Raw genomic sequence first — 20,758 nt, 5'->3', positions numbered from 1 at the left:
CTCATACCTCTAATTCTTGGGAAATACCGGGTATTTTTCTTGCCAGGAAAGGATTTCAATTTCTGTAGTGGTCCAGGTAGGGTGAATATTGTTCAGGATCGGTTGGCTAACGACTGCTGCACCATGGCAAATAAACTCTTGACAAATAACAGCCCCAGCCAACCTCGCCTGGTTAGCCAACTGCATGGTCCCAGCGGTATAGACCAAGGCATCAACCTGAGCTTGACTTTCCACGAGAACCTTCTCCCTGGCCAGGATGAAAAGGGAGTCCTTTGCTGCATTTGCTGCTCGCAGACTTGCGCCAGCGGCAATGGTAACCATCCCAGAGGAAATAAGGGTTATATTTCCCTGATAAAGTCCCGTAAGGGTAACATTCCCCTGAATATAATGAATCCCTTCGGTTAAGTCCTCTGCCCGCAGGACTTGATCCCCAGCATAAAAGGAATCACAATTCTTGCCATACCAATTTAGATCCATGTTTGGATATTCCAAAAAGCTGTGGTTTATGATCTGTGGCTGATTGGCATAGGCCTGACCAAACTGTGAGGAGGTTTCCGGAGAGATGGTTTTGCCGGCATAAATATACCCATCCCAGGCTATATTGCCATCCTCCAAAACAAGGGGGCTACCAACATGACCCTCCTCCACGATAACATGACCCTCGCTTCTGACCGGTCCGCCCAAAATATCTCCATTTATTAAAAGATCTCCTTTGGCCTGTAATTCTCCCTTCATTTGAGCACCGCTGGCCAGGGTTACGTTACCCAAAATTTTTAATGTGTCCGTTGTTAAATCAGTACCTGGCTGAAGAAGACAATTGCCTTTGATATAAATGTTTTGGCCAAAGGTGCCCACTGGTTGACATTGAACATCATTTAGGATATAGAGAGGGGTTTGCAGGCTGGCGTTATTTTGGATGTCAGGAGAGGCTTGGACAAAAATTCCCTGGAAACGATTCAAAGGTAAACCTACTTTAATATTTGCTACCAAGGATTTTTTAGCATCGTAATATTCTGCTGATACTTCAACCCTAAGCTGGCAGACATTGCTGCTGGCAGAGGTTTTGGTAATATTCAGGTTGGGGATCGTTCTTAAAGAAGCAATGCTGGCCGCATCCTTACCAGACAGTGTTTTTTGTAAACTTTCCAACTCGTACCTGCCGTAGGTTTTGTTGAAGGTAAATCGTTCTATAACCACAGCGTTGTCTTTAACAATGGAAAATACCTTTTCCATGGCTGCCTCTGCCCGATAGTAGGCCTGTAATTCTTCCTCTGAACCCCTCAGGGTAAGTTTTTCGTTCTGCATCAGTTTAAGTGCTGCGGCGCAGACAATACTTAACAGCAGTAGCAGCATACTGACAAAGATGAGTGCCTGGCCCCTTGAATTGGATAATTTGGTTCTCAGATGGTTTCACCATCCCTTCTGAGACCTTAGGTGGATCGTTGAGGTTAATATAATGGGTTTGGCCCCGGAGGCTTGGCCCCTAAGGGTAATTCTTACAGTTGTTTTATAAGAATGGTCCGGTGTTTCTATGGGAAAATAGGTCAGTTCCAGGGATTGGATATTGCGGGCAATGATATTAACCCCTTCATTCAAGCGGCCCGGTGGATCGCCCCGGTTGGGTGTTGCACCATCAAAGCCACTGGCAGGAATGTCATAGATACGGCGAAGCAGTTCACCGTTCTTAACATAATAGGAGATCATCTTATCCCTGGCATAGGTGATCGGTATTCGTTTGTTGGCATCGGTCATGTGGTTGGGCAGACGAAACTTTAGTACGGTAGGACTGGTGTTGGTGGTTAGCCAGCGGGCTTCCCTTAGTTCCCTTTCCAAGCGGTTCATGGCAATTCTCATTTGGGCCAAGTCATCACTGTCACGGCTCAGGCGATGGTAGGAGGACAGGCTGCTTAACAGCAATCCGTAGGCAGCATTGACAACCAACACCAAGATAACCATGGCAATCATTACTTCGATAAGACTAAATCCTCTGTGGTTTAGGATCTTTCTTAGCATCATCGGCGGCATTTTTCGGTGTAAAGGGTCTGCCATTTTTCTTTTCCTGCTTCCTTATAATACACCGTTGCTTCTATGGTATAGCTTAGATTTGTTTCCCCTGGCCATACTTTCACTCGATAGGTAAAATCCCGCTGGGGATCGACCATATACTCAGGACCAAAGGGCAGCGGCTCTATTTCCGTTGGATAAGCAGGATCCGCTAGGTACAAGGCCTTAAATTCCAGCCAACCCAAAGCCTTTATTTCTTCTATTTTGGCCTTAGCTAGATGCAGGGCCGTTAATTTCCCTTGGTTTTCTATATTAGCGCGGTTTGTTTGAAATATGGTTGTATACACGGGCAATAAAACCAGCATTAAAATGAACATAACAACCAGTACTTCTATTAACGAAAAGCCTTTGATTTGATTAATCCCCCTTTGACCTGCCATGGCCTTCCCCCCTAGGTAGTGGCTACTCTAACCCTGCCTGTTAACACTGTGATATGTATGAAATAACCTTTCCCTGATTTTCGGTTTTGGATGGTTATGGTGCCCGCCCTTTGGGGGTTACCCTGAATTGTAAAGGTTAAATATTCTCTCATACCCTGTTGACTCAGGTTTGTATCCACTAAATCCACCTCTGGCGGAAAGTTCACGGTGCTTAATATTTGGTTGCCATGTTTGATCAGGTATTGTTCTTGGAATGGTTTAAATTCAATTTCATAGGAAGCATAGGCATCCTCACTTTTAGTGGCTAGTTGTTGGGTATATTGAATATCGGAGACAAGATTACGCACGGTGGTAATGGTTTGGTAGTGGGCTAAGATGTTGTTGAGCTTTGGAAATGCTATGGCTAAGATTATAGCAATAAAGAGAAGGGAAATAATTACTTCTACTAGGGTAAAAGCCTTTGCGCCAAAATTACCCATCTTTTTTATTAAAGCGAAATTCTGCATAACTTGTCTAGGGTTCCGACGGGGCCTTCTTGTTGCTGGCATAAACATGGTCTGTTGGCATTGCTTCCTCTTCTTCATTACCATAAATCTCTGTATCGTCGTGTTTGGCAAGAATATTGTCTGCTAATTCATTTTCCTTTGGCCCTTGGGACCAAATGGTATATTTTTGACTTTCTATTGAAAGATAATAGGCCTTGCCCCAGGGGTCTAACGCTTTGTCTGTGCCAAACTTCCCGCCAAGTACGCCATGTTCTTCCATAACCTCCGCAATACCCTTTGCATCGGTTGGATAGCTGTTATTTTCCGCATAATAAATATCCAGTGCATTTTTCATCGTTTTTATCTCAATTATCGCCCGGGTTTTCCTGGGTTTATCCAGTTGATTCGTTATTTTAGGGACAAATATAGTTGCCAGGATGCCAATCATGGTTACCACCACCAATACCTCAATCATCGTAAAACCCCGCATGTTTTTTAATTCTTTCAAAACGGAACCCCCTTTATCTATATAAACTACTGGATTGAGTCCATGATGCTAAAAATAGGCATTAGCATAGCGATCATGATCAGGCCGACAATCCCTCCCACCAGACAGATTAAGATCGGCTCCATTAATGTGGTCAGGCGGGTCATGGATCGGTAAACTTCCCTTTCATAAAAGTCTGTAATCCTTTTTAATGCAGCGTCTAATTTACCCGTCTCTTCCCCAACCTCTATCATATTGCTGACCATGGGCGGGAAGTAGGGGCTACCCTTTAAGGGTAGGGATAAGCCATTTCCTGCTTTCAGACTTTCGATCGTCTGGGAGATGACCTCCTTATAAGCTGTATTTTGGGTTTGCGACTGGATCATTTCTAAACCCGTCATCAGGGTAATGCCGCTTTCCAAAAGGATAGCCAGGGTTCTGCATATCCGAACAATATGGATCTGTTTGATAATGGTGCCGTAAACGGGAATGTGCAAGATGAAGTGATCAAATGCCACTTTGTACCGAGGACTGTGGCTAATTTTTTTATAAAGTGCCCCTAACATAAGCGGCAGTAATATTAATAAATACCAACTTTTTTGCAGCCATTCACTAAGTTGAAGAATAATAAAGGTGGGCATGGTAACCGGAGCTTGTAAATCGATGATAATTTGTGCAAAGGTAGGAAGGACAAATATGAAAATACAGCCAATGGTAAACATGGACATCGCCATGACAAACAGGGGATAGGCAATGGCCGTTTTAAACTTAGCCATTAATTCATGGGAACTTTCAAAATAACCAGCCAGACGGTGAAGTACCTGATCCAGAGAACCACTCATTTCACCAGCTTCGATCATGCTGATAAAAAAGGCTGGGAAAAATGCCTTGTGTTTTGCCAGGGCTTGCCCCAGGGAATTACCAGCCTGCAGGCTTTCGGCAATATCCTTTAGGCAGCTTTTTAAAGCCCTTTGCCCTGTCTGTTTTATTAATATATCAATACTTTGGGTAATCGGTAAGCCGGAGCTGTGCAAGGTAGCAAATTGCCGAGAAAATAGGGCTAACTCCTTGATACCTACCCGCCCTGGAAATATTGGAATTTTACCCAAGGGGGTATCTGCATGGGCAATTTGCCTTATCTCCGTAACAAAAAGCCTTTTACTTCTCAAAAGTTTGATCGCTGCATATTTATGGGCAGCTTTGATCTCACCTTGAACCGGATTTCCCGTGTAATCCTTGGCCATAAACTTAAAAAACAAAGGCAAAAGAATCACCTACAGAATTTTAAAAAATTGAAAAATATTTACAATTTAACCTGCATTTCAACAAAAAGCAATAAATTCCTGCCTGCGCAGGAATTTATTTTTAATTTTTTCTTCATTCGACACTGCCAGGCACCTAGTGTCGTTAAAATCCTTCGCCACCGCTCAGGATGACAGGCTGACCTCTGGTCACACGTTTTCGAACTTCTTCAAAGTTTCTCATCTTCTTTTGGTGCCTTGGACTGTTCCTTAACTGCTTAACGATCCTCAGAATAAGCCACCCGTATAATCTCTTGGATACTGGTTAAACCCTGCAGGGCCTTTTCCAGGCCATCAATTTTCAGGGTAGTCATCCCTCCTTGAGCGGCTGCCTTTCTCATGGTATCAAGGGGAAACCTTTCCACTAACAAGGTTCGAAGGGTATTATCTACCCGAAGCACCTCGTGAATCGCCATGCGACCCCGATAGCCAATGTGGTTGCAGCGTACACAACCCTCCGGTTTGTAAAATAAGCTGCCTTGCCAGGGAGTGTCCCTGAGGAAAAGATACTCCGGGGAATTAATTTCTGGCAGGTATTCCTCCCGGCAAAAGGGACAAAGTTTACGAACCAAGCGTTGGGATACCACCCCCAGAACAGAGGAGGCTACCTGAAAGGATGGCAAACCCATGTGGATCAGCCGGTCTAGGGCACTTAAGGCATCATTGGTATGTAAGGTCGATAGCACCAAATGCCCCGTATCGGATGCATTGCTGGCAATTTCAGCGGTCTCCTGATCCCTTATCTCTCCCACCATAATAATATCTGGATCCTGTCGCAAAAGGGCCCTTAACCCCAAAGCAAAGGTCATCCCAGCCTTTACATTGACCTGGGTTTGATTGACACCCTCTAAGCGGTATTCAATCGGGTCTTCGATGGTGCTAAAATTACTTCCTTCATTATTTAGTTCATTTAATACGGCATAGAGGGTTGTTGTTTTACCGCAGCCAGTTGGCCCAGTAATTAACACCATACCACTAGAAGCCCTTAGACATTGGCGAAAGCGTCCCAGATTATGGGGGGAAAAACTAAGTTGGTCAATATTAAATCTTTTTAGGCTATCTGAATTTAAAATCCGAATTACGACCTTTTCTCCGTAGACAGTGGGCATGGTAGAAACCCTTAAATCGTACTGCCAGTTTTCTTTCTCATATTGAATACGGCCATCCTGGGGCAATCGCTTTTCCGCAATATCCAACTGTGACATGATCTTAATTCTGGAAACCACGGACCTTTCAACTTCCGAAGCTAATTCCATAGCCGTCATTAATATGCCGTCAATGCGGTACCTCACCCTTACCCTCATTTCCAAGGGTTCTATGTGAATGTCACTGGCCCCTTGATCAATGGCCCGGTTTATAATTTGGTAAACTAACTGTATAATGGGGATTTCTTTATTTTCTTCCTGAAGCCAAACTGGCTTTATTTCCCTAAGCAAAAGTTCCTTCTTATAACGATCAAAGAAGTGGTCAATGGCTAACTCAATAAGATGCTCCTGGGCCTTCACTGGAACAATCTCACAATTGGATATTACTTTTAAATCATCAATGGCAATGACATTGGCCGGTTCCGCCATGGCCACTGTTAATTTGCAGTCTTTTTTCTCAAGGGGAAATATTTTATATCTGCGCAGGACATGTTCTTGGAACATCTTTAAGAGACTTTGATCAATCTCCTGTAGATTGATAACAGAATCAGATGCTTGCCCCTGGCAATTTAAGGCTTCCCGAAGTTGCTGTGAGTTAATGACACCCTTTTCAACTAAAATATCACCAATCAATGGTTCTCACCAATGGCACCTCTTTCCAAAAGGTATTGGTATATTATGTCAACAATGGCCTCGGGATCTAAATTATCCGTATTAACTGTATAATCCGCCATTTGATAGGCATTTTGCCGTTCCTCCAGCAGCTTCATGACCTTTTCTCTTAAATTTCCCCGGGCCAACAAAGGGCGTGTTCTTTTATTTCTCACTCTTTTGCAGATCGTTTCAGGAGAAGCCTGCAGGCAAATAAAAATACCATTGATTTTAAGCTTTTCAATATTTTGCGGATTAAGTACCAGACCGCCGCCAGTGGCTATAACCAGGTTTTCTCTGTTTGTTAATTTACTTACCAATAATGCTTCCTCGCCCCGAAAGCGTTTCACACCATGTTTAACAAAGATTTGTTCCACTGTAAGTCCAGTAACTTCCTCTATGGCGTAGTCCGTATCTATAAAATCATAGCCAAGCTTACGGGCCAGGCGTCGACCAGTTGAACTTTTTCCAGAACCCATAAAACCCACTAACACAATATTCTTCATAATTTACACCTGCCTAATCCACTGTCTCCAGTGGTTAAGTCTTTCACCATTCCCCTCCACGAGGACTGCCAAAAACAGCCCGTGGGATTCGCCAACTGTCAGAAAGCGCAACCTAAATCACCCTCCTATCTTGGCAAGCTGCTGCTGTAACCCCTGCCTCATGATCTCAACGGGAGCCTTTAAACCTGTCCATAATTGAAAGGCCAAAACTCCCTGGTAAAGTAACATCCCTAAACCGTTCATCGTTCTACTACCCTGGGCAGCAGCTTCTCTAAGGAATCTTGTTTGATCCGGATTATAGATCAAATCACACACCAGGTGTTGAGGTGTTAAGGCCTGAAAAGGAAATGGCGGAACCTGATCAACCTGAGGTGCCATGCCAAGGGGGGTTGCCTGTATCACCAAATCCGCCGTTGCTACACTTTGCTCCAATTCATTGCTTTCCCAGGGGATGGTATTGACAGTGGTGGCAGCAGCCTGGTTAATCTGACAAGCCAATGCTGCCGCTTTCTCCTGGCTGCGGTTGGTTATATCCAGTGCCTTGACACCTGCAAGTGCCAATTGTATCGCCACAGCCCGGGCAGCTCCCCCGACACCAATTAATATTGCTCTTTTACCCTGGGGTTGAAAATTGGCTTCACTGGCCAGAGACTGTACAAAGCCCCTTCCATCCGTATTGTAGCCAATCAATTTGCCATGATGGTTGACAATGGTATTAACCGCACCGATCAGCTTTGCAGCTGGTTCCAGCTCATCCAAGAAGGGTAACACACTTTGTTTATGGGGAACAGTTACATTGACACCAACAATATTTAAAGAGACAATACTGTCCACCGCCTGCTTTATATGATCTGTATGAACTAAAAAAGGTAGGTAAACCCAGTTTAAACCTAAGTGACCAAAGGCTTCATTATGCATAGCCGGGGAAAAGGAGTGCTCCACCGGATAACCAAATAAGCCACATACACGGGTGCTTCCATTAATTTTAGGAGCTTCCATAAATCCCCCTCCTAGATGTGAGAAAAGCTTGGCCTCTGACCAAGCAGTATTTAGTCTCGCCCTGTTTTAATACGTCCCAAAACTAGCTTCTCCAGTTTTCGATTGACCCTGGTTCCAATAAATTCTTTACCAGACAAAGGGGCCACCAGAATGGTATATAAGCCCAGGCGGTTACCTGCTAAAACATCGGTAAAAACTTGATCCCCCACCAAGGCAGTTTCTTGTATACTGGCTCCCAGCAAATCCAGTGCCCGCCTTAACCCTTTACGGCGCGGTTTTGCTGCTTTATGTACTCCTGGTACCTTTAAGGAGCCTGTAAGGGCATTCACTCTTTTTTCATTATTATTGGATACAAAACAAACCTTAAATCCCTGATCAATCAAGCTGCGAAACCATTTTTCAATTTTCGGGTCTAGATCCTTGCTGTCCCAGGGGATTAATGTATTGTCAATATCAAATAGGATAGCTTTGATACCTTGTTTTTTTAGATGACGAATATCAATATCAAACAAGGAGGGTACATATAGCTTGGGATAAAGCTTTGATAACATGATTTCCCCCATTTTACATATTTTTTGCAATCGTATGCTCTGCTTATTTTACCTTTATTTGGGATACCCCGTCAACTTGTGAAAACCAAGGGCAAGGACAAACACCAAATAAATCTGCCCCCCATACCATATATTGTTGAGTCAATTTATTAGGGGGGATTCATGGATGTTACCGGGCCTTTGGACGGTCACTGTCCTTTCGGTTGTAAACGGTGTAATTGCATTAGTTTCCTATATTGCTAACAACACTTTTCCCCAACCCTTAAATGAGGTGGAAGAGGCCCATTATCTGGCATTGCTAGCCAATGGTGACGAACCGGCAAGAAATGTTTTAACCGAAAGAAATCTACGTCTAGTTGCACATATTGTAAAAAAATTTGATTCCACCGGCGAAGATGTAGATGATTTAATCTCCATCGGTACAATTGGATTAATTAAGGCTATCAACACCTTTAAACCCGACAAAGGAACCCGTTTAGCAACCTATGCAGCCAGGTGTATTGAAAATGAAATCCTGATGCATCTGCGTTTTATCAAGAAGGTTAAGGCAGAGGTTTCTTTATACGACCCCATCGGTGTTGACAAAGAGGGTAATGAAATAAGTTTAATCGACATTTTAGGAACAGATCCTGAAATTGTTGCCGATACCGTGGAATTAACCTTTGAAAAAAACCGGCTTTTAGAAAAGGTGCGAAAACTAACAGCCCGTGAAAGAAGAGTATTGGAAATGAGGTTTGGCTTAGGGTCAACGGCTAGGAAAACACAAAGGGAAATTGCCCGTGCCCTAGGAATTTCCCGTTCCTATGTATCTCGGATTGAAAAAAGGGCCTTGAATAAATTAACGAAGGAATTTAACTCAGAAGGCTGCCAATAGGCAGCCTTCTTGTTAATATCCCAATTCTTCGCCAATGATTACTACTATAATATCTGTTAACATCGGTTTCCGTTTGATCACAGAATAGATGCGACAGATCCTGGTGGGACTTTGGCAGTTTGCACAGCTGCCTGTCACAGTACAGGGATTTTCATATTGCAGACGCTTGTTGTTTTTAGGGGCAGCGGTGGACTGTAAGCGATGGTGTGCTGCCTCCACGTCTTGACAAATTTTATTAACCCCCACAACAATAACTACTTTTTTGGGCCCGAAAGTAATAGCGGCTACCCTGTTGCCAACCCCGTCAATATTTACTAAACAACCATCCAGGGTAACAGCATTGGTACTGGCTAGAAAAACATCACAGATCTGTTGCTGCCGCATGACTTCCAGTTTTTCTGCAACGGAAAGCTGCGGATCACTATGTACTAAGGTTATTGCCCCCTTAGCCTTTACCTTTTCCACCAGTCCCAAGTCCTCTGCTAAGGTCATGGAACCACCAAAGCCAACCTTAGCACCGGAATTAATAAATTGTAAAATATGTTCCTCGGCTTCCCCCTTGGTGGCAAAATAAACTGCATCAAACTGATTCTTAATCAAGGCTTGTACTGCCCTTTGCCCCACCGTATCCCTATGCCATTGATGAACTGTCATAAAATCCCTCGTTCCTTTCTTAACGATTTACTTTTCTGCGGAGCAGGCTGCTTCATTGCATAATTGATGCTCCGTTTCGATCATTCGAACAAATAACTTGCTCAACTCGGGATCGTAATGCTTACCCGCTAACATGATAATTTCACTGCAGGCTTCCAGATAAGACTTTCCTTTTTTGTAGGGTCTGTCCGTGGTCATGGCATCAAAACTATCAGCAATGCGAATAATTCTCGCCCCTAAGGGTATATCATTGCCCTTTATCCCCGCTGGGTACCCTGTACCATCGTAGTTTTCATGATGGTATAGAATATAGGGCCTTACGATTTCCAGACTCTTAATCGGTCTTAAAAATTCACTGCCCCAATAGGAGTGCTGCTTTAGGATTTGCCATTCCTTTTCTGAAAGTTTTTCTGTTGTATTTAAGATGTTTATATCCACTTCAATTTTACCGATATCATGCAGGTAGGCCCCGTACTGGATTAATCGGACCTCGTCCTCATCAAGCCCACACCTTTGGGCCAGTTTTGTGGCATATTCCAAGACCCTTTCGGAATGACCATAGGTATAACGGTCCTTGGCATTAATGATGCTGAGCAGGGTTTTGGTAGAACTGAGCAGTCCCAACTCGGATTGGTCACAAATTCCCTTTAGTGAGTCCAAAACGTTAAAATAGAGTTCTATTTTATTCTTGCTGGTCTTCTTGGCCTTGTAAAGTGCTTGATCCGCCAGTTCCAACAGGTCATCCCCTGTTTTACTATGCTCTGGATAACTGGCTAAACCCATGGTAATGCTAAATTTTTCCTCGGGCAACTTCTTAAACTGTTCATTCTCCACAAAGTACTGTTCAATGCTTTCTTTTAGTTTTCGAGCAACCATAACTGCGGCTGCGGAATTGTGCCCCGGCAGCAATATGCAAAATTCATCCCCACCATAACGTGCGGCGATACTAGGCTGTTGAATTTGCTTCTGCAGTATTTGTCCTACTCCCTTTAAAACCGCATCCCCGGAAAGGTGGCCAAAGGTATCATTGTAAAATTTAAAGTAATCTATATCAAAAATCAGAAGGCTAAGAGGACTGTTGGAACCCTTGGACTCTTCCAATATTTTTCTAAAGTAGACATGGAAATAGCGATGATTATAGGTTCCCGTTAAACCATCTTTATTGGCTAACTCTAGCAAGTAATTTCTGCTATCTCTTTCAATACTTGATATACTGCCTATAAGCCAGGCACAAATAAACATGACACCTGTAAAAATGATATCTGATTCAAGGTTAGGGTTGGGAAATGAGTATCCATCGGTCCAAAAACCTCGAATGTATAATAAAATACCGCTTATTATTGCCAGGCAACAACCAAAAAACCTATTTTTTATAAAGGCTATGTAGGCAACAGGAATTATAAGTATTTCTTTAACATAAGTAATATTGTAATAGCCAATAAATGCAAATATTAACAGACTCAGAAATATAAAGCCGGAGTAAATTAAATTTAACTTAATGACCATGATACACACCAGTAAAATAAGTGCAAAACATATAATCAGGATAAAATTATCCAGGTAAAAGGCAAATATATCTTCTATGGACAAAGCCAAAGAAGCTTTCCAAGCTGTCATTAATAAAGCAAAGGTAAACACCATAAAACAAAGGATATAAATAGTTAGGCGAACTTCTTTTAAATTCTCTTCTCGTTTATTTTGCCAATCATTCATAATATCACTCTCTAATTAACGAAAAATATATTAGAAAAACAAAAGAGTGCATAACACTCTTTTGTTTTTCGTTTAGCTATTTTTTTAAAGCGTTGGGTAATTTGGGCTGATAATGGCCTGCTGAACATGCTGAAACAGCATTAACAAGTGCTGACAAGGTGAAGGCCATCGTAATTAGCGTAAACACTAAGGTTTTCAGCCTTTTCATAATATCACCTCCTCCAAAAGCAAAAGGTAAAGAGAAAACGATCTGCTAAATTCATTAGTGCATGTCCCCAGTTAGTAAGCATTAAATATTGCCAAAGCAGAATTATACTGACAGAATAATTAATTAAGGGCTGAAAGTTATTAATACCTGCGAAAAGTTGTAAAATGTAAATTAACCCTACAAAGATTAAAGCCAAAACCCGTAGCGTTTTTCTTTGTTGTTGTCCTAATGGTTTTTGAGGAGATTCAACCGGAGCCTTCAAATAGACTATTACAAGTCCAAGTATGAAAATAGTTGAAACAGTCAATATCATGTGGTTATTTACAATATTTATTGTAAATAATGCAAAGTAAGCAATAACATTATAAATTAATACTGTAATCAGCAAACAATTTAAGGGATCATTACTATGTGCCCCGCCAGCCGTTTTTCTTATAAGCATAGAAGCAACTAGCATAAAAAAGATTTGAAATTGTAAACCCAGTAGAAATCCTATTAGCAGAGTGAAAATGATACCAAAGAAAGTGCCAAAAAACACCTCTGCCCCATAAATAAGTATTTCTTTTTGATCTTGATCCTCGATATTATTATGTTTTATTAGGTATTGAGCTGCCTTTTCCCCTATAGACATTAGACTATCTCCTCAACTTTATTACATAGGCTAGGATTAGTAATAATAGGATATGAGGTAACCCTGAAAGAAACCACCAAAGGGGTTTGCTAAATATTGTTTCAATATAATTTACTAACAGTATCTTGGAAAATATTAACACAACTAAAAGTTCGGAAACATAAATTATGGCGAAAACAATTATTAGACTAATCAACATTATTGAAAGTTTTTGTTTGTAGTAATAACTTAATAAGCCCCCTGTGACACAGATAAGGATCAAAGAATGTATACCAAAGCTAATGGGAAGCTTTCTGATAAGCAGGGTGAAAAATGCGTATATTATAGAAATAATCAGTAGCTCTTTTTTGGTGTGGTTTACTTTGGAAAAGGCAAATGTAAAGATAAATATTCCAAGAGCTTCTAAAAATGCTAATAAAATATATAATATTAACGGTATTTCACTCATAAATTATGTCACCTCTTCCAAAGCTGCTGTTTATTACCGAGTTGTTTATTACCGAGTACTGTTAATTTCGCCAATCCTTACCTAATTCCTTCTTCATTTGCAAGTATTTTACTAATAACCACACTTTATTGTCAAAATATTTCATCTATTGCGATTAATTATGAGATTTGTCAGTAATTACCTTCCATGACCCGTTTGTAGCTTGTTGAAATTTCAATTAAAAAATTGTAAGATGTTCATTGGTGACCCAAGCCACCCTAGGTTGAATTGTTGCTTTTTTCGTACTATTAATTAACTTATATATTTCAAAAGGGGGGATATCTAAGTTATTGATAGTCCTATCAATCAAAATTTTAGCAGAAGGTGAGGCACAACGATGAGGAAAATCGGACTATTAACTAGATTAATTATTGGTTTAACCCTGGGTATTATATTAGGCTATGTATCGAAGGAATTTTTACATTTTGATGCTCTGGTCCGTTTGCTGGCAACCTTTAATGGTCTCTTTGGCGGGTTTTTATCCTATGTAATTCCTCTGATTATTATTGGTTTTGTCGCCCCAGGTATTGCTGAACTGGGTAAGGGTGCCGGGAAACTTCTGGGTATTACTACTCTGTTGGCCTATGCTTCCACTGTTATTGCCGGTACCTTTGCTTTCCTGGTGGGTACTGGATTATTACCAAGGATTGTCAATGCAGTGGGTGGACAAGCTTCTAACCCAGAAGATGCATTGGTGAAGGGCTTTCTCCAAATTGATATGCCACCCATTATGGGCGTAATGACAGCATTGATCACTGCCTTTTTGTTTGGTCTGGGTATGGCTTACATTAAAAGCAAGTCTTTATATCAAGTGACGAAGGATTTCCAAGAAATAATCGAAAAGGTTATTCAAAGTGTGATTATTCCTTTACTGCCCCTCCACATTGCCGGTATTTTTGCCAACATGACCTATGCCGGTGAAGTGGCCAAGATCATGAAAATCTTTGGTTCCGTATTTGCCATCGTTATTATCAGTCATCTGGTAATGCTGTTATTCCAATACACTGTGGCAGGTACTGTTTCCGGCAGAAATCCCTTTACTGCCTTGAAGAACATGGTACCAGCTTATCTAACTGCCATTGGCACTCAGTCTTCCGCAGCTACCATACCGGTAACCCTGCGCAGTGCTAAAAAGAACGGCATCTCGGATGGTGTAGCAGATTTTGCAATTCCCTTGTGCGCGACCATTCACTTATCCGGTAGTACCATTACATTGACCATGTGCGCCATGGCTGTGATGATGATGTCCGGTACAAATGTAAGTTTCGCTATGATGTTCCCTTTCATTTTAATGCTTGGTGTTACCATGGTAGCAGCTCCCGGGGTTCCCGGTGGTGCCGTTATGGCAGCCTTAGGCCTGCTTCAATCCATGCTGGGCTTTAACGAAGCACAATTGGGCCTGATGATTGCTTTATACCTCACCCAGGATAGCTTTGGTACTGCCTGCAACGTAACGGGCGACGGTGCCATCGCCCTACTGGCTGACAAATTTGCTAAGGGAACAGCAACAGAAACCCTGCAAGAAAAGTTTGCCTAATAGAAGGATTAAAGGAGCCGCTTGGCTCCTTTTTTGTTCATAAACTTTAATGATTAAAGAAATAATACTATAAGCACTACAAAAGGAGTGATGTGGATGGATATTCGTGAGGTAAAGGTGAATGCGGCAGGTGAAGTTACAGATGTAATGATCAACGGAAATACATATAGTATGGAAAAGGCAGTTGAGTTTGCAAAGTCAGGAAAAATTAAAGGAGCCAAAATTGAGGCCAGACACAATGGCGAGCATTATATTTCCCACCTAGGAGATATGGAACTAACTCAATTGCCCCGGTTTGTTTAGCAAACCCCAGGCTAATCACCAAGGCCACCACAAAACAAGAGGAGCAAGCGCTCCTCTTGTTAATTATTACGGTAGCTGGCTTTGTGGGAAACCCGGGTCATCAGGGTGGCCAATGTCTTTCTTTCTTCATCGTTTCCTTCGTCCCACAATTCTTTCATTAAACGCTGTTCATGATTCGCTGGATCCATGTTATTTGCAAAAAAATCGCCTAGTCGAAAAGCTGCGTTGTTAATGGTCTCTTCTTCCATACCGACTCTTTCCCCTAAACCCACTGCATCTCCTAATATTTCCTTCCATTTGTGCCAGTTGTGTCCAAGCTCCATGAATTTCACCTCCCGCCCATTATTTTATCCGATAATTAAAATCAAATTCCTTGGAAAAAGAAAAAAGAGGCTAAAGCCTCTAACCTAAACGCAATTTATATTCCGAACACACTATGAAGATACAGAATTTAACTAGAGGGTCTATATTCATCAAGCCGGGGCCTGACGGCTACAGCTAGACCAAAAAGAACATCTTCTAAAGCTAAATTTGGATTTTCCTTGACTTCTTATTAGGGTAGGATTTGTTTTTTTGTTGATTTTGTTGATTTTGTTGATACAGATAACACATTAGACCAAGGGCAACTAGCATTGTTATAACGGAAGATACCTGGGCAGCTTTGAAATCCATTAGGGTTCTTAGGCTATCCCCCCGCCAAAATTCCAGGGTAAATCTGCCCATTGAGTAAAGTACAAAATAACTTAGGGCAATGAACCCCGGAAATAATCTACGCCTATAGACCATTAATAGTATACCTAGGGCCAAGAAATCCCAGGCAGCTTCAAACAGAACGGCTGGAAAAAGAGGCTGGGCACCGAAGGCATAGTAGGCATCGGTGCCTGCCGGATAAACAAGACCGAAATGTTCATGGGGCAGTCCATAACAACAACCATTTAAAAAACAACCAATGCGGCCAATGGCTTGCCCCACTAAGACACCTGGGGCCAAGGTATCCATCATTGCCCACAGGGCTATGTTATGCTTGCGGCAGTACCATATGACTGCCAGCAAACCACCCAATATGGATCCTTGTACAGAAATACCACCCTGCCAAATAGCCGGGATCTCTAGCAAGTGCTCTGAGTAATAGTCCCAACTAAACATGACTTCCCAGACCCTGGCTCCAATTAATCCTCCTAGAATAGCATAAAAAGCTAAATCCATGATTTCTTCAAAATATCTTCCTTGCCACTTAGCCACTGCTAGGGAAACTGCTAAGCCTGCTATAATCGCCAGCGAAAGCATAAGCCCAAAGGAACGAAGGGGGAAATCCCCTATATAGAAAAGTACCGGGTGCAAAAAATCAACTCCTTAGAAAATCGAAGTGGATATTTTATGTAAACTAACTGCCAAGACCCTTCGCTATGGCTCAGGATGACAATGGCCCTAGGTGCCTGGCACCGTCGATTATAACGGCTGCAAACACAAATCCCCCGTCCCAAGAACGGAGGATTTAAGATAGCTATTGAACGGAACAGTCAAGAAAATTCCCTACAAGATAGCGTTTAATTTCTTCTCTAGATCTGCTTTACCAGTAAAACCAATGACCTGATCTGCTTTTTCTCCATTTTTAAAGAAGATAATGGTAGGAATACTCATCACACCATACTGCTGGGCCAGTTCTCTGTTTTCATCCACATTTACCTTGGCAACCTTTACCTTACCAGCAAACTCAGTGGATAATTGCTCCACCACCGGTGCAATGGCACGACAGGGGCCACACCAAGCTGCCCAGAAATCTACTAGTACGGGAATGTCAGATTTAATAACCTCAGCTTCAAAATTAGCACCATTTAGTTCTAATGCCATGAAAATCAGCCTCCTTGTATCATATGTTGCCTTAAGTCTTTTTCACCAAACACATATTTATGATACTATATTCGTTCTTCGCTAGCAATAATATTCTATAAAACTTTTTTAAGTTAGCTCTGATTTCTTAAACATCTGAATAAAGTTCAATATAAATTGCAATTCTTTTTCGTTTAAATTACAAACCAAACCCAAAACGGCTTGAACATTGGGATGGATGAGCAGTTCCCTTAATTCTGGGTTCATTAAACTGACCATCTGATCCACAGCACCGGGCTCCATGATGAAATAGCATGGAGAAACTCCCATCACTTCGGATAACTTTTCAAGCGTCTTTAAAGATGGCTGTACCTTCCCCTGTTCGATTTGCCCGATTAGGCCGGCGGTTACTCCAGCTAAATTAGCAAGTTGGGCTTGGGTCAAACCGTATTCTTCCCTTAGGTGCTTTAATTTATACCCCAGAGAACCCTCATGTCCCATTAAAGCAGTTGCCGGCACACCTAACCCTTCTGATACTCTTTTTAATGTGTTGACAGCTGGATACACCGTACCCCTTTCAATTTCACTTAAGTATGATAGTGAGATCCCTATTTTATCTGCTAGTTCCTGTAGGGATAAACCGCTTTCATTACGGATAATTCTAATTTTCTCTCCCAGTCCAAGACCAGAATCCGTAATTTCACCCTCAACCAATTGAGTCTTAGAGACATTTAAGGCAGAAGCTAATTTGTCTATTGTTTTTAAGGACGGTCTCTTAGATCCTCGTTCTATCTCGCTTAAATAGGATAACGATAGTTTTGCCCGGCGAGCCAGGTCCTGTAACGTATAGCCTCGTTCTTCCCGTAAGGCTCTAATTTGATCCCCCCGCACGATCATGCCTTTATCCCCCATAATCCCAAAAATATACTAACATTCTACGATAATTTTGAAGCAGCGTCAATGAGACGGTAAGAGAATTTCCTCCACGATCTGCCGAAAAACCGGGGCGGCCGAAACACCGCCACTTACCCCTTCTTTAACCAATACAGTCACAATATACTTAGGTTTTTCATAGGGAGCATAGCCAACAAACCAAGCATTGACCTTATCTGATTCAGCAAAAATTTCCGCAGAGCCAGTTTTACCGGCACTGCCAAAGCCTGTTACAAAGGCTTCTTTGCCAACCCCTTGGGTAGTAACAAGTCCTAGTAATCTCTGTAATTCTTTGGCAGTCTCATTGGAAATAACCTTACGGCTTTCCCCCATCGAAAAATGCTGCGTATATTTTCCTTTTTCGTTTTTAATCCCCTTGACCATTCTTGGTTTTATGTAAACTCCATTGTTAACAATGGTATTTAACATCGCCGTTAGCTGGACAGGTGTTGTTAAAACAGGGCCTTGGCCTATGCTGCTGTTAACTAAATTATAAGGTTGAGCGATTAAATCAAGTTGCTGTCTCTTATCCTTTGGCACTGGGTAACCAATAATATCTTGGGATTCCAGACCAAAGGCCCGGGCATAACGAATGAGTTTTTCCGCCCCTAGCTTCAAGCCAAGTTCAACAAATACAGGATTACAAGACTCTGCAAAGGCCTCTTCAAAGGTAATGGGGCCATGGCCGGTTTTGTGCCAACAATTGATCAGGTGGTCATTCCCACCTAGACAAACAAAGGTATCAGTCGGTTTGACAATTTTTTCTTCCAGGGCTGCTGCTGCCACAACCATTTTAAATATAGAGCCTGGTTGATATAAGGCCGTGCATTGATCTAAAAAGGTATCTTCATCCCCCGGTAAGTATAAAGAAACATTCGCTGGGTTAAAGTTTGGCCTACTGGCTAAGGCCAACAAATCCCCGGTCCCGGCATCCATTACTACCACTGCGCCCCGCTCTACCCGCTCAGCCATGATTTTTTCTACCACCTGCTGAATATGGATGTCAAGGGTCGTGACTACATCCTGTCGTCCCGTATCCTGTGTGCTTTCCCTTTGAATGCCCAAACCAGAAATTAAGTTGCGATATACATCAACGTAGGCCCTGGTAATACTGGCTGGTTCATCGGCTTTTAATTGAGCCTCATAATAGTATTCCAAGCCGGTTTTACCGATTAGGTCCGACATGGTATATTTCTTGTTGCCCAAACGATTAAGTTGTTCTAGTTGATCCTGTTCTGAAATTCTCCCCAAGTGTCCTACAACATGGGAAGCCAGTGGTGTTTCCCCATAGCGAAAATAAATATCTTCCACCATAAGTCCAGGAATCTTTAGGTTTTTTATGGCCGTTATTTGTGTTTGGTTAAGCCGATAGGAAAGAAACCCGCTGGTTCCGGTAAAATAAGGTGCCAGTTCCTGGGTTGCACAGCCAAGGATGGTGCTTAATTGCTCGATCACCTCTTCTTTATTTTTAATAACCTGTGGGTAAAGAACAATCCTTGGTATTTTTTCTCCCCTATTGAGGGAATTCACCCCATATCTGTCTAAAACCTGCCCCCTTGGGATCTCTTCCATGGCAACCTTGAGGCTTCGTTGGTCCAGGGCCTTCGTATTGTATTCGTCACCGTGGATTAGTTGAATAACACCAAGATGTACCAGAAGAGGTAGAAATAGAAATAAAATAAGGTAAAAGGTTTTAACCAGTCTTTTTTGCAAAAAATAGCCCATTGGTTAACATTCCTTTGGTGAGTATACTTCCTATTAGCTTCACCAAATTTTGCCATCTTTATCCCTTATTCTATTCTCCTTAACATTGACATGGGCTCAATACCATGCTCAACTGCTAATTCAACAATCTGCTGAGGATGAGGAGCAACCGCCAAGGGTTCTCCGGTCTCTCCATCAAACATTGCCGTCACCTCAAGTAGTTTGTTTTCACCTGCAGGAGTAAGGACTTCTAATTTATCCCCGACTTTAAAGTTATTTCTTTGTTCTACAATAATTCTTTTGGCAGCATCATTATAAGCCAATACCAGACCCACGAAGGCCGCCAGGCGGGTATAGCTTTTTTGTCCCGGCTCAACGGTAGCAGTTTTGCCTTGATCTCCCAACAAAAAACCCGTGGTATATTCTCGGTGGCTTACTTTACGAATTTCATCCAGCCACTTTTGATTCATTTGATAGCTCGATGGATGATGGATAAAGGAATCAAGGGCTTGCCGGTAAGCCTTAACCACGGTGGCCAGATAATGAATGCTCTTCATGCGTCCTTCAATTTTAAAACTGGTGATGCCTGCCTCAACCATCTGAGGCAGATATTCCATGAGACATAGATCCTTACTGCTCATGAAATAAGTTCCCCGTGCATCTTCTTCCACTGGGAAATATTGTCCTGGCCGCTTTTCCTCTACCAAGTGATACTTCCACCGACAGGATTGGGCACAGTCACCCCGGTTGGCATCTCTGCCGGTCAGATAATTGCTGAGTAAACAACGACCTGAGTAAGACATACACATGGCTCCATGAATAAAAGCCTCAAGCTCGATGTCAACCCGCTGGTTTATTTCATGAATTTCCGGTAAGGATAACTCCCGGGCCAAAACAACCCTTTCAACGCCTAACCGTTTCCAAAATGCAGCACTGGCCCAATTGGTTGTATTTGCCTGGGTGCTTAGGTGAATTGGCAGCTTTAGCTGCATCCTTAAAATTGTATCAATAATGCCAGGATCACTAACAATAACTCCATCTGCCCCGGCTATTGCTAAAAACTTTAAATATTCCGGCAGATTTGTCAAATCCGCATTGTGGGCAAGAATGTTGATGGCTACATAAACCTTGACCTGGTGCCGGTGAGCAAACTCGACCCCCTTAAGCAAGGAGTCATTATCAAAATTGGCAGCACCAGCCCTTAAACTAAACTGCTGCCCTCCCAGATAAACTGCATCTGCCCCATAAAGAACGGCAATCTTTAATTTTTCTAAATCTCCTGCCGGAGCCAGGAGTTCTAATTTTCTCAAACGGA

At 42.3% G+C, this 20,758-nt stretch carries 23 protein-coding genes; 3 read left to right on the top strand and 20 right to left on the bottom strand.

All coding sequences use genetic code 11. The features are described from left to right. Nucleotides 1–9: 9 nt before the first annotated feature. The 10 genes from AC1U9Z_RS09955 to AC1U9Z_RS09910 all read right to left on the bottom strand — a co-directional run bounded on the left by AC1U9Z_RS09955 (nt 10) and on the right by AC1U9Z_RS09910 (nt 8,569). On the bottom strand, nt 10–1,353 hold the full coding sequence (locus AC1U9Z_RS09955; RefSeq protein ID WP_479957304.1) for a hypothetical protein: 1,344 nt from the start codon (nt 1,351–1,353) through the stop codon (nt 10–12). 57 nt (nt 1,354–1,410) lie between these two features. Then, complete coding sequence (locus AC1U9Z_RS09950; RefSeq protein ID WP_479957303.1) at nt 1,411–2,049, bottom strand: PulJ/GspJ family protein; 639 nt, start codon at nt 2,047–2,049, stop codon at nt 1,411–1,413. Continuing rightward, a complete protein-coding gene (locus AC1U9Z_RS09945; protein WP_479957302.1) occupies nt 2,013–2,444 on the bottom strand; it encodes a type IV pilus modification PilV family protein in 432 nt (143 codons plus the stop codon). The genes AC1U9Z_RS09950 and AC1U9Z_RS09945 overlap by 37 nt, the downstream gene beginning before the upstream one ends. 11 nt (nt 2,445–2,455) lie before the next feature. Next, nucleotides 2,456–3,028 (bottom strand): hypothetical protein, encoded by a 573-nt coding sequence (locus tag AC1U9Z_RS09940; RefSeq protein ID WP_479957301.1) that lies wholly within the window; start codon nt 3,026–3,028, stop codon nt 2,456–2,458. Continuing rightward, on the bottom strand, nt 2,958–3,437 hold the full coding sequence (locus AC1U9Z_RS09935; protein ID WP_479957300.1) for a type II secretion system protein GspG: 480 nt from the start codon (nt 3,435–3,437) through the stop codon (nt 2,958–2,960). Before AC1U9Z_RS09935 ends, AC1U9Z_RS09940 begins: the two co-directional genes overlap by 71 nt. A 26-nt stretch (nt 3,438–3,463) precedes the next feature. Further along, a complete protein-coding gene (locus AC1U9Z_RS09930) occupies nt 3,464–4,675 on the bottom strand; it encodes a type II secretion system F family protein (protein WP_479957299.1) in 1,212 nt (403 codons plus the stop codon). Nucleotides 4,676–4,935: 260 nt separating this feature from the next. Further along, nucleotides 4,936–6,495: a GspE/PulE family protein gene (locus tag AC1U9Z_RS09925; RefSeq protein WP_479957298.1), complete on the bottom strand. Its 1,560-nt coding sequence runs from the start codon at nt 6,493–6,495 to the stop codon at nt 4,936–4,938. Further along, nucleotides 6,492–7,019 carry a shikimate kinase gene (locus AC1U9Z_RS09920; protein ID WP_333531255.1) on the bottom strand — a complete coding sequence of 176 codons (528 nt, stop codon included), beginning with the start codon at nt 7,017–7,019 and terminating at the stop codon, nt 6,492–6,494. Before AC1U9Z_RS09920 ends, AC1U9Z_RS09925 begins: the two co-directional genes overlap by 4 nt. Before the next feature lie 117 nt (nt 7,020–7,136). Beyond that, nucleotides 7,137–8,018 carry a shikimate dehydrogenase gene (aroE, locus tag AC1U9Z_RS09915; protein WP_479957297.1) on the bottom strand — a complete coding sequence of 294 codons (882 nt, stop codon included), beginning with the start codon at nt 8,016–8,018 and terminating at the stop codon, nt 7,137–7,139. Nucleotides 8,019–8,068: 50 nt separating this feature from the next. Continuing rightward, complete coding sequence (locus tag AC1U9Z_RS09910; RefSeq protein WP_333531253.1) at nt 8,069–8,569, bottom strand: YqeG family HAD IIIA-type phosphatase; 501 nt, start codon at nt 8,567–8,569, stop codon at nt 8,069–8,071. A gap of 166 nt (nt 8,570–8,735) precedes the next feature. Here AC1U9Z_RS09910 and sigK point away from each other — a divergent pair, with 166 nt between their 5' ends. After that, nucleotides 8,736–9,443: an RNA polymerase sporulation sigma factor SigK gene (gene sigK, locus AC1U9Z_RS09905; protein ID WP_333531252.1), complete on the top strand. Its 708-nt coding sequence runs from the start codon at nt 8,736–8,738 to the stop codon at nt 9,441–9,443. Nucleotides 9,444–9,455: 12 nt separating this feature from the next. Here sigK and AC1U9Z_RS09900 read toward each other — a convergent pair whose 3' ends face one another. From AC1U9Z_RS09900 to AC1U9Z_RS09885, 4 genes are all read right to left on the bottom strand, one after another. Continuing rightward, nucleotides 9,456–10,097: a lactate utilization protein gene (locus AC1U9Z_RS09900; protein ID WP_479957296.1), complete on the bottom strand. Its 642-nt coding sequence runs from the start codon at nt 10,095–10,097 to the stop codon at nt 9,456–9,458. Nucleotides 10,098–10,124: 27 nt separating this feature from the next. Next, a complete protein-coding gene (locus tag AC1U9Z_RS09895; protein WP_479957295.1) occupies nt 10,125–11,810 on the bottom strand; it encodes a bifunctional diguanylate cyclase/phosphohydrolase in 1,686 nt (561 codons plus the stop codon). Between the two features lie 76 nt (nt 11,811–11,886). Further along, a complete protein-coding gene (locus AC1U9Z_RS09890; protein ID WP_479957294.1) occupies nt 11,887–12,018 on the bottom strand; it encodes a cyclic lactone autoinducer peptide in 132 nt (43 codons plus the stop codon). 4 nt (nt 12,019–12,022) lie between these two features. Continuing rightward, entirely contained in the window at nt 12,023–12,649 is a 627-nt protein-coding gene (locus tag AC1U9Z_RS09885) for an accessory gene regulator ArgB-like protein (RefSeq protein WP_479957293.1), read from the bottom strand. A gap of 824 nt (nt 12,650–13,473) precedes the next feature. On the opposite strand from AC1U9Z_RS09885, the gene AC1U9Z_RS09880 reads away from it, so the two are divergent. Both AC1U9Z_RS09880 and AC1U9Z_RS09875 read left to right on the top strand, forming a co-directional pair. Further along, nucleotides 13,474–14,673, top strand: a complete 1,200-nt coding sequence (locus AC1U9Z_RS09880) for a dicarboxylate/amino acid:cation symporter (RefSeq protein WP_479957292.1) — start codon at nt 13,474–13,476, stop codon at nt 14,671–14,673. A gap of 96 nt (nt 14,674–14,769) precedes the next feature. Then, a complete protein-coding gene (locus AC1U9Z_RS09875; RefSeq protein WP_333531246.1) occupies nt 14,770–14,976 on the top strand; it encodes a DUF3892 domain-containing protein in 207 nt (68 codons plus the stop codon). Between the two features lie 59 nt (nt 14,977–15,035). Here the strand turns inward: AC1U9Z_RS09875 and AC1U9Z_RS09870 are convergent, their stop codons facing one another. From AC1U9Z_RS09870 to AC1U9Z_RS09845, 6 genes are all read right to left on the bottom strand, one after another. After that, nucleotides 15,036–15,299: a DUF3243 domain-containing protein gene (locus AC1U9Z_RS09870; protein ID WP_333531245.1), complete on the bottom strand. Its 264-nt coding sequence runs from the start codon at nt 15,297–15,299 to the stop codon at nt 15,036–15,038. Nucleotides 15,300–15,501: 202 nt separating this feature from the next. Next, on the bottom strand, nt 15,502–16,317 hold the full coding sequence (gene lgt / locus AC1U9Z_RS09865; RefSeq protein WP_479957291.1) for a prolipoprotein diacylglyceryl transferase: 816 nt from the start codon (nt 16,315–16,317) through the stop codon (nt 15,502–15,504). Between the two features lie 192 nt (nt 16,318–16,509). Continuing rightward, nucleotides 16,510–16,827: a thioredoxin gene (gene trxA, locus AC1U9Z_RS09860; protein WP_333531243.1), complete on the bottom strand. Its 318-nt coding sequence runs from the start codon at nt 16,825–16,827 to the stop codon at nt 16,510–16,512. Between the two features lie 108 nt (nt 16,828–16,935). Beyond that, nucleotides 16,936–17,703 carry a helix-turn-helix domain-containing protein gene (locus AC1U9Z_RS09855; protein ID WP_333531242.1) on the bottom strand — a complete coding sequence of 256 codons (768 nt, stop codon included), beginning with the start codon at nt 17,701–17,703 and terminating at the stop codon, nt 16,936–16,938. 60 nt (nt 17,704–17,763) lie between these two features. Next, entirely contained in the window at nt 17,764–19,464 is a 1,701-nt protein-coding gene (locus AC1U9Z_RS09850; protein WP_479957290.1) for a peptidoglycan D,D-transpeptidase FtsI family protein, read from the bottom strand. Between the two features lie 65 nt (nt 19,465–19,529). Further along, nucleotides 19,530–20,753, bottom strand: a complete 1,224-nt coding sequence (locus AC1U9Z_RS09845) for a peptidase U32 family protein (RefSeq protein ID WP_333531240.1) — start codon at nt 20,751–20,753, stop codon at nt 19,530–19,532. Between the last annotated feature and the right edge of the window lie 5 nt (nt 20,754–20,758).

Source organism: Desulfotomaculum sp. (assembly GCF_982386235.1).
This window is presented reverse-complemented; position numbering and strand designations above follow the sequence as displayed.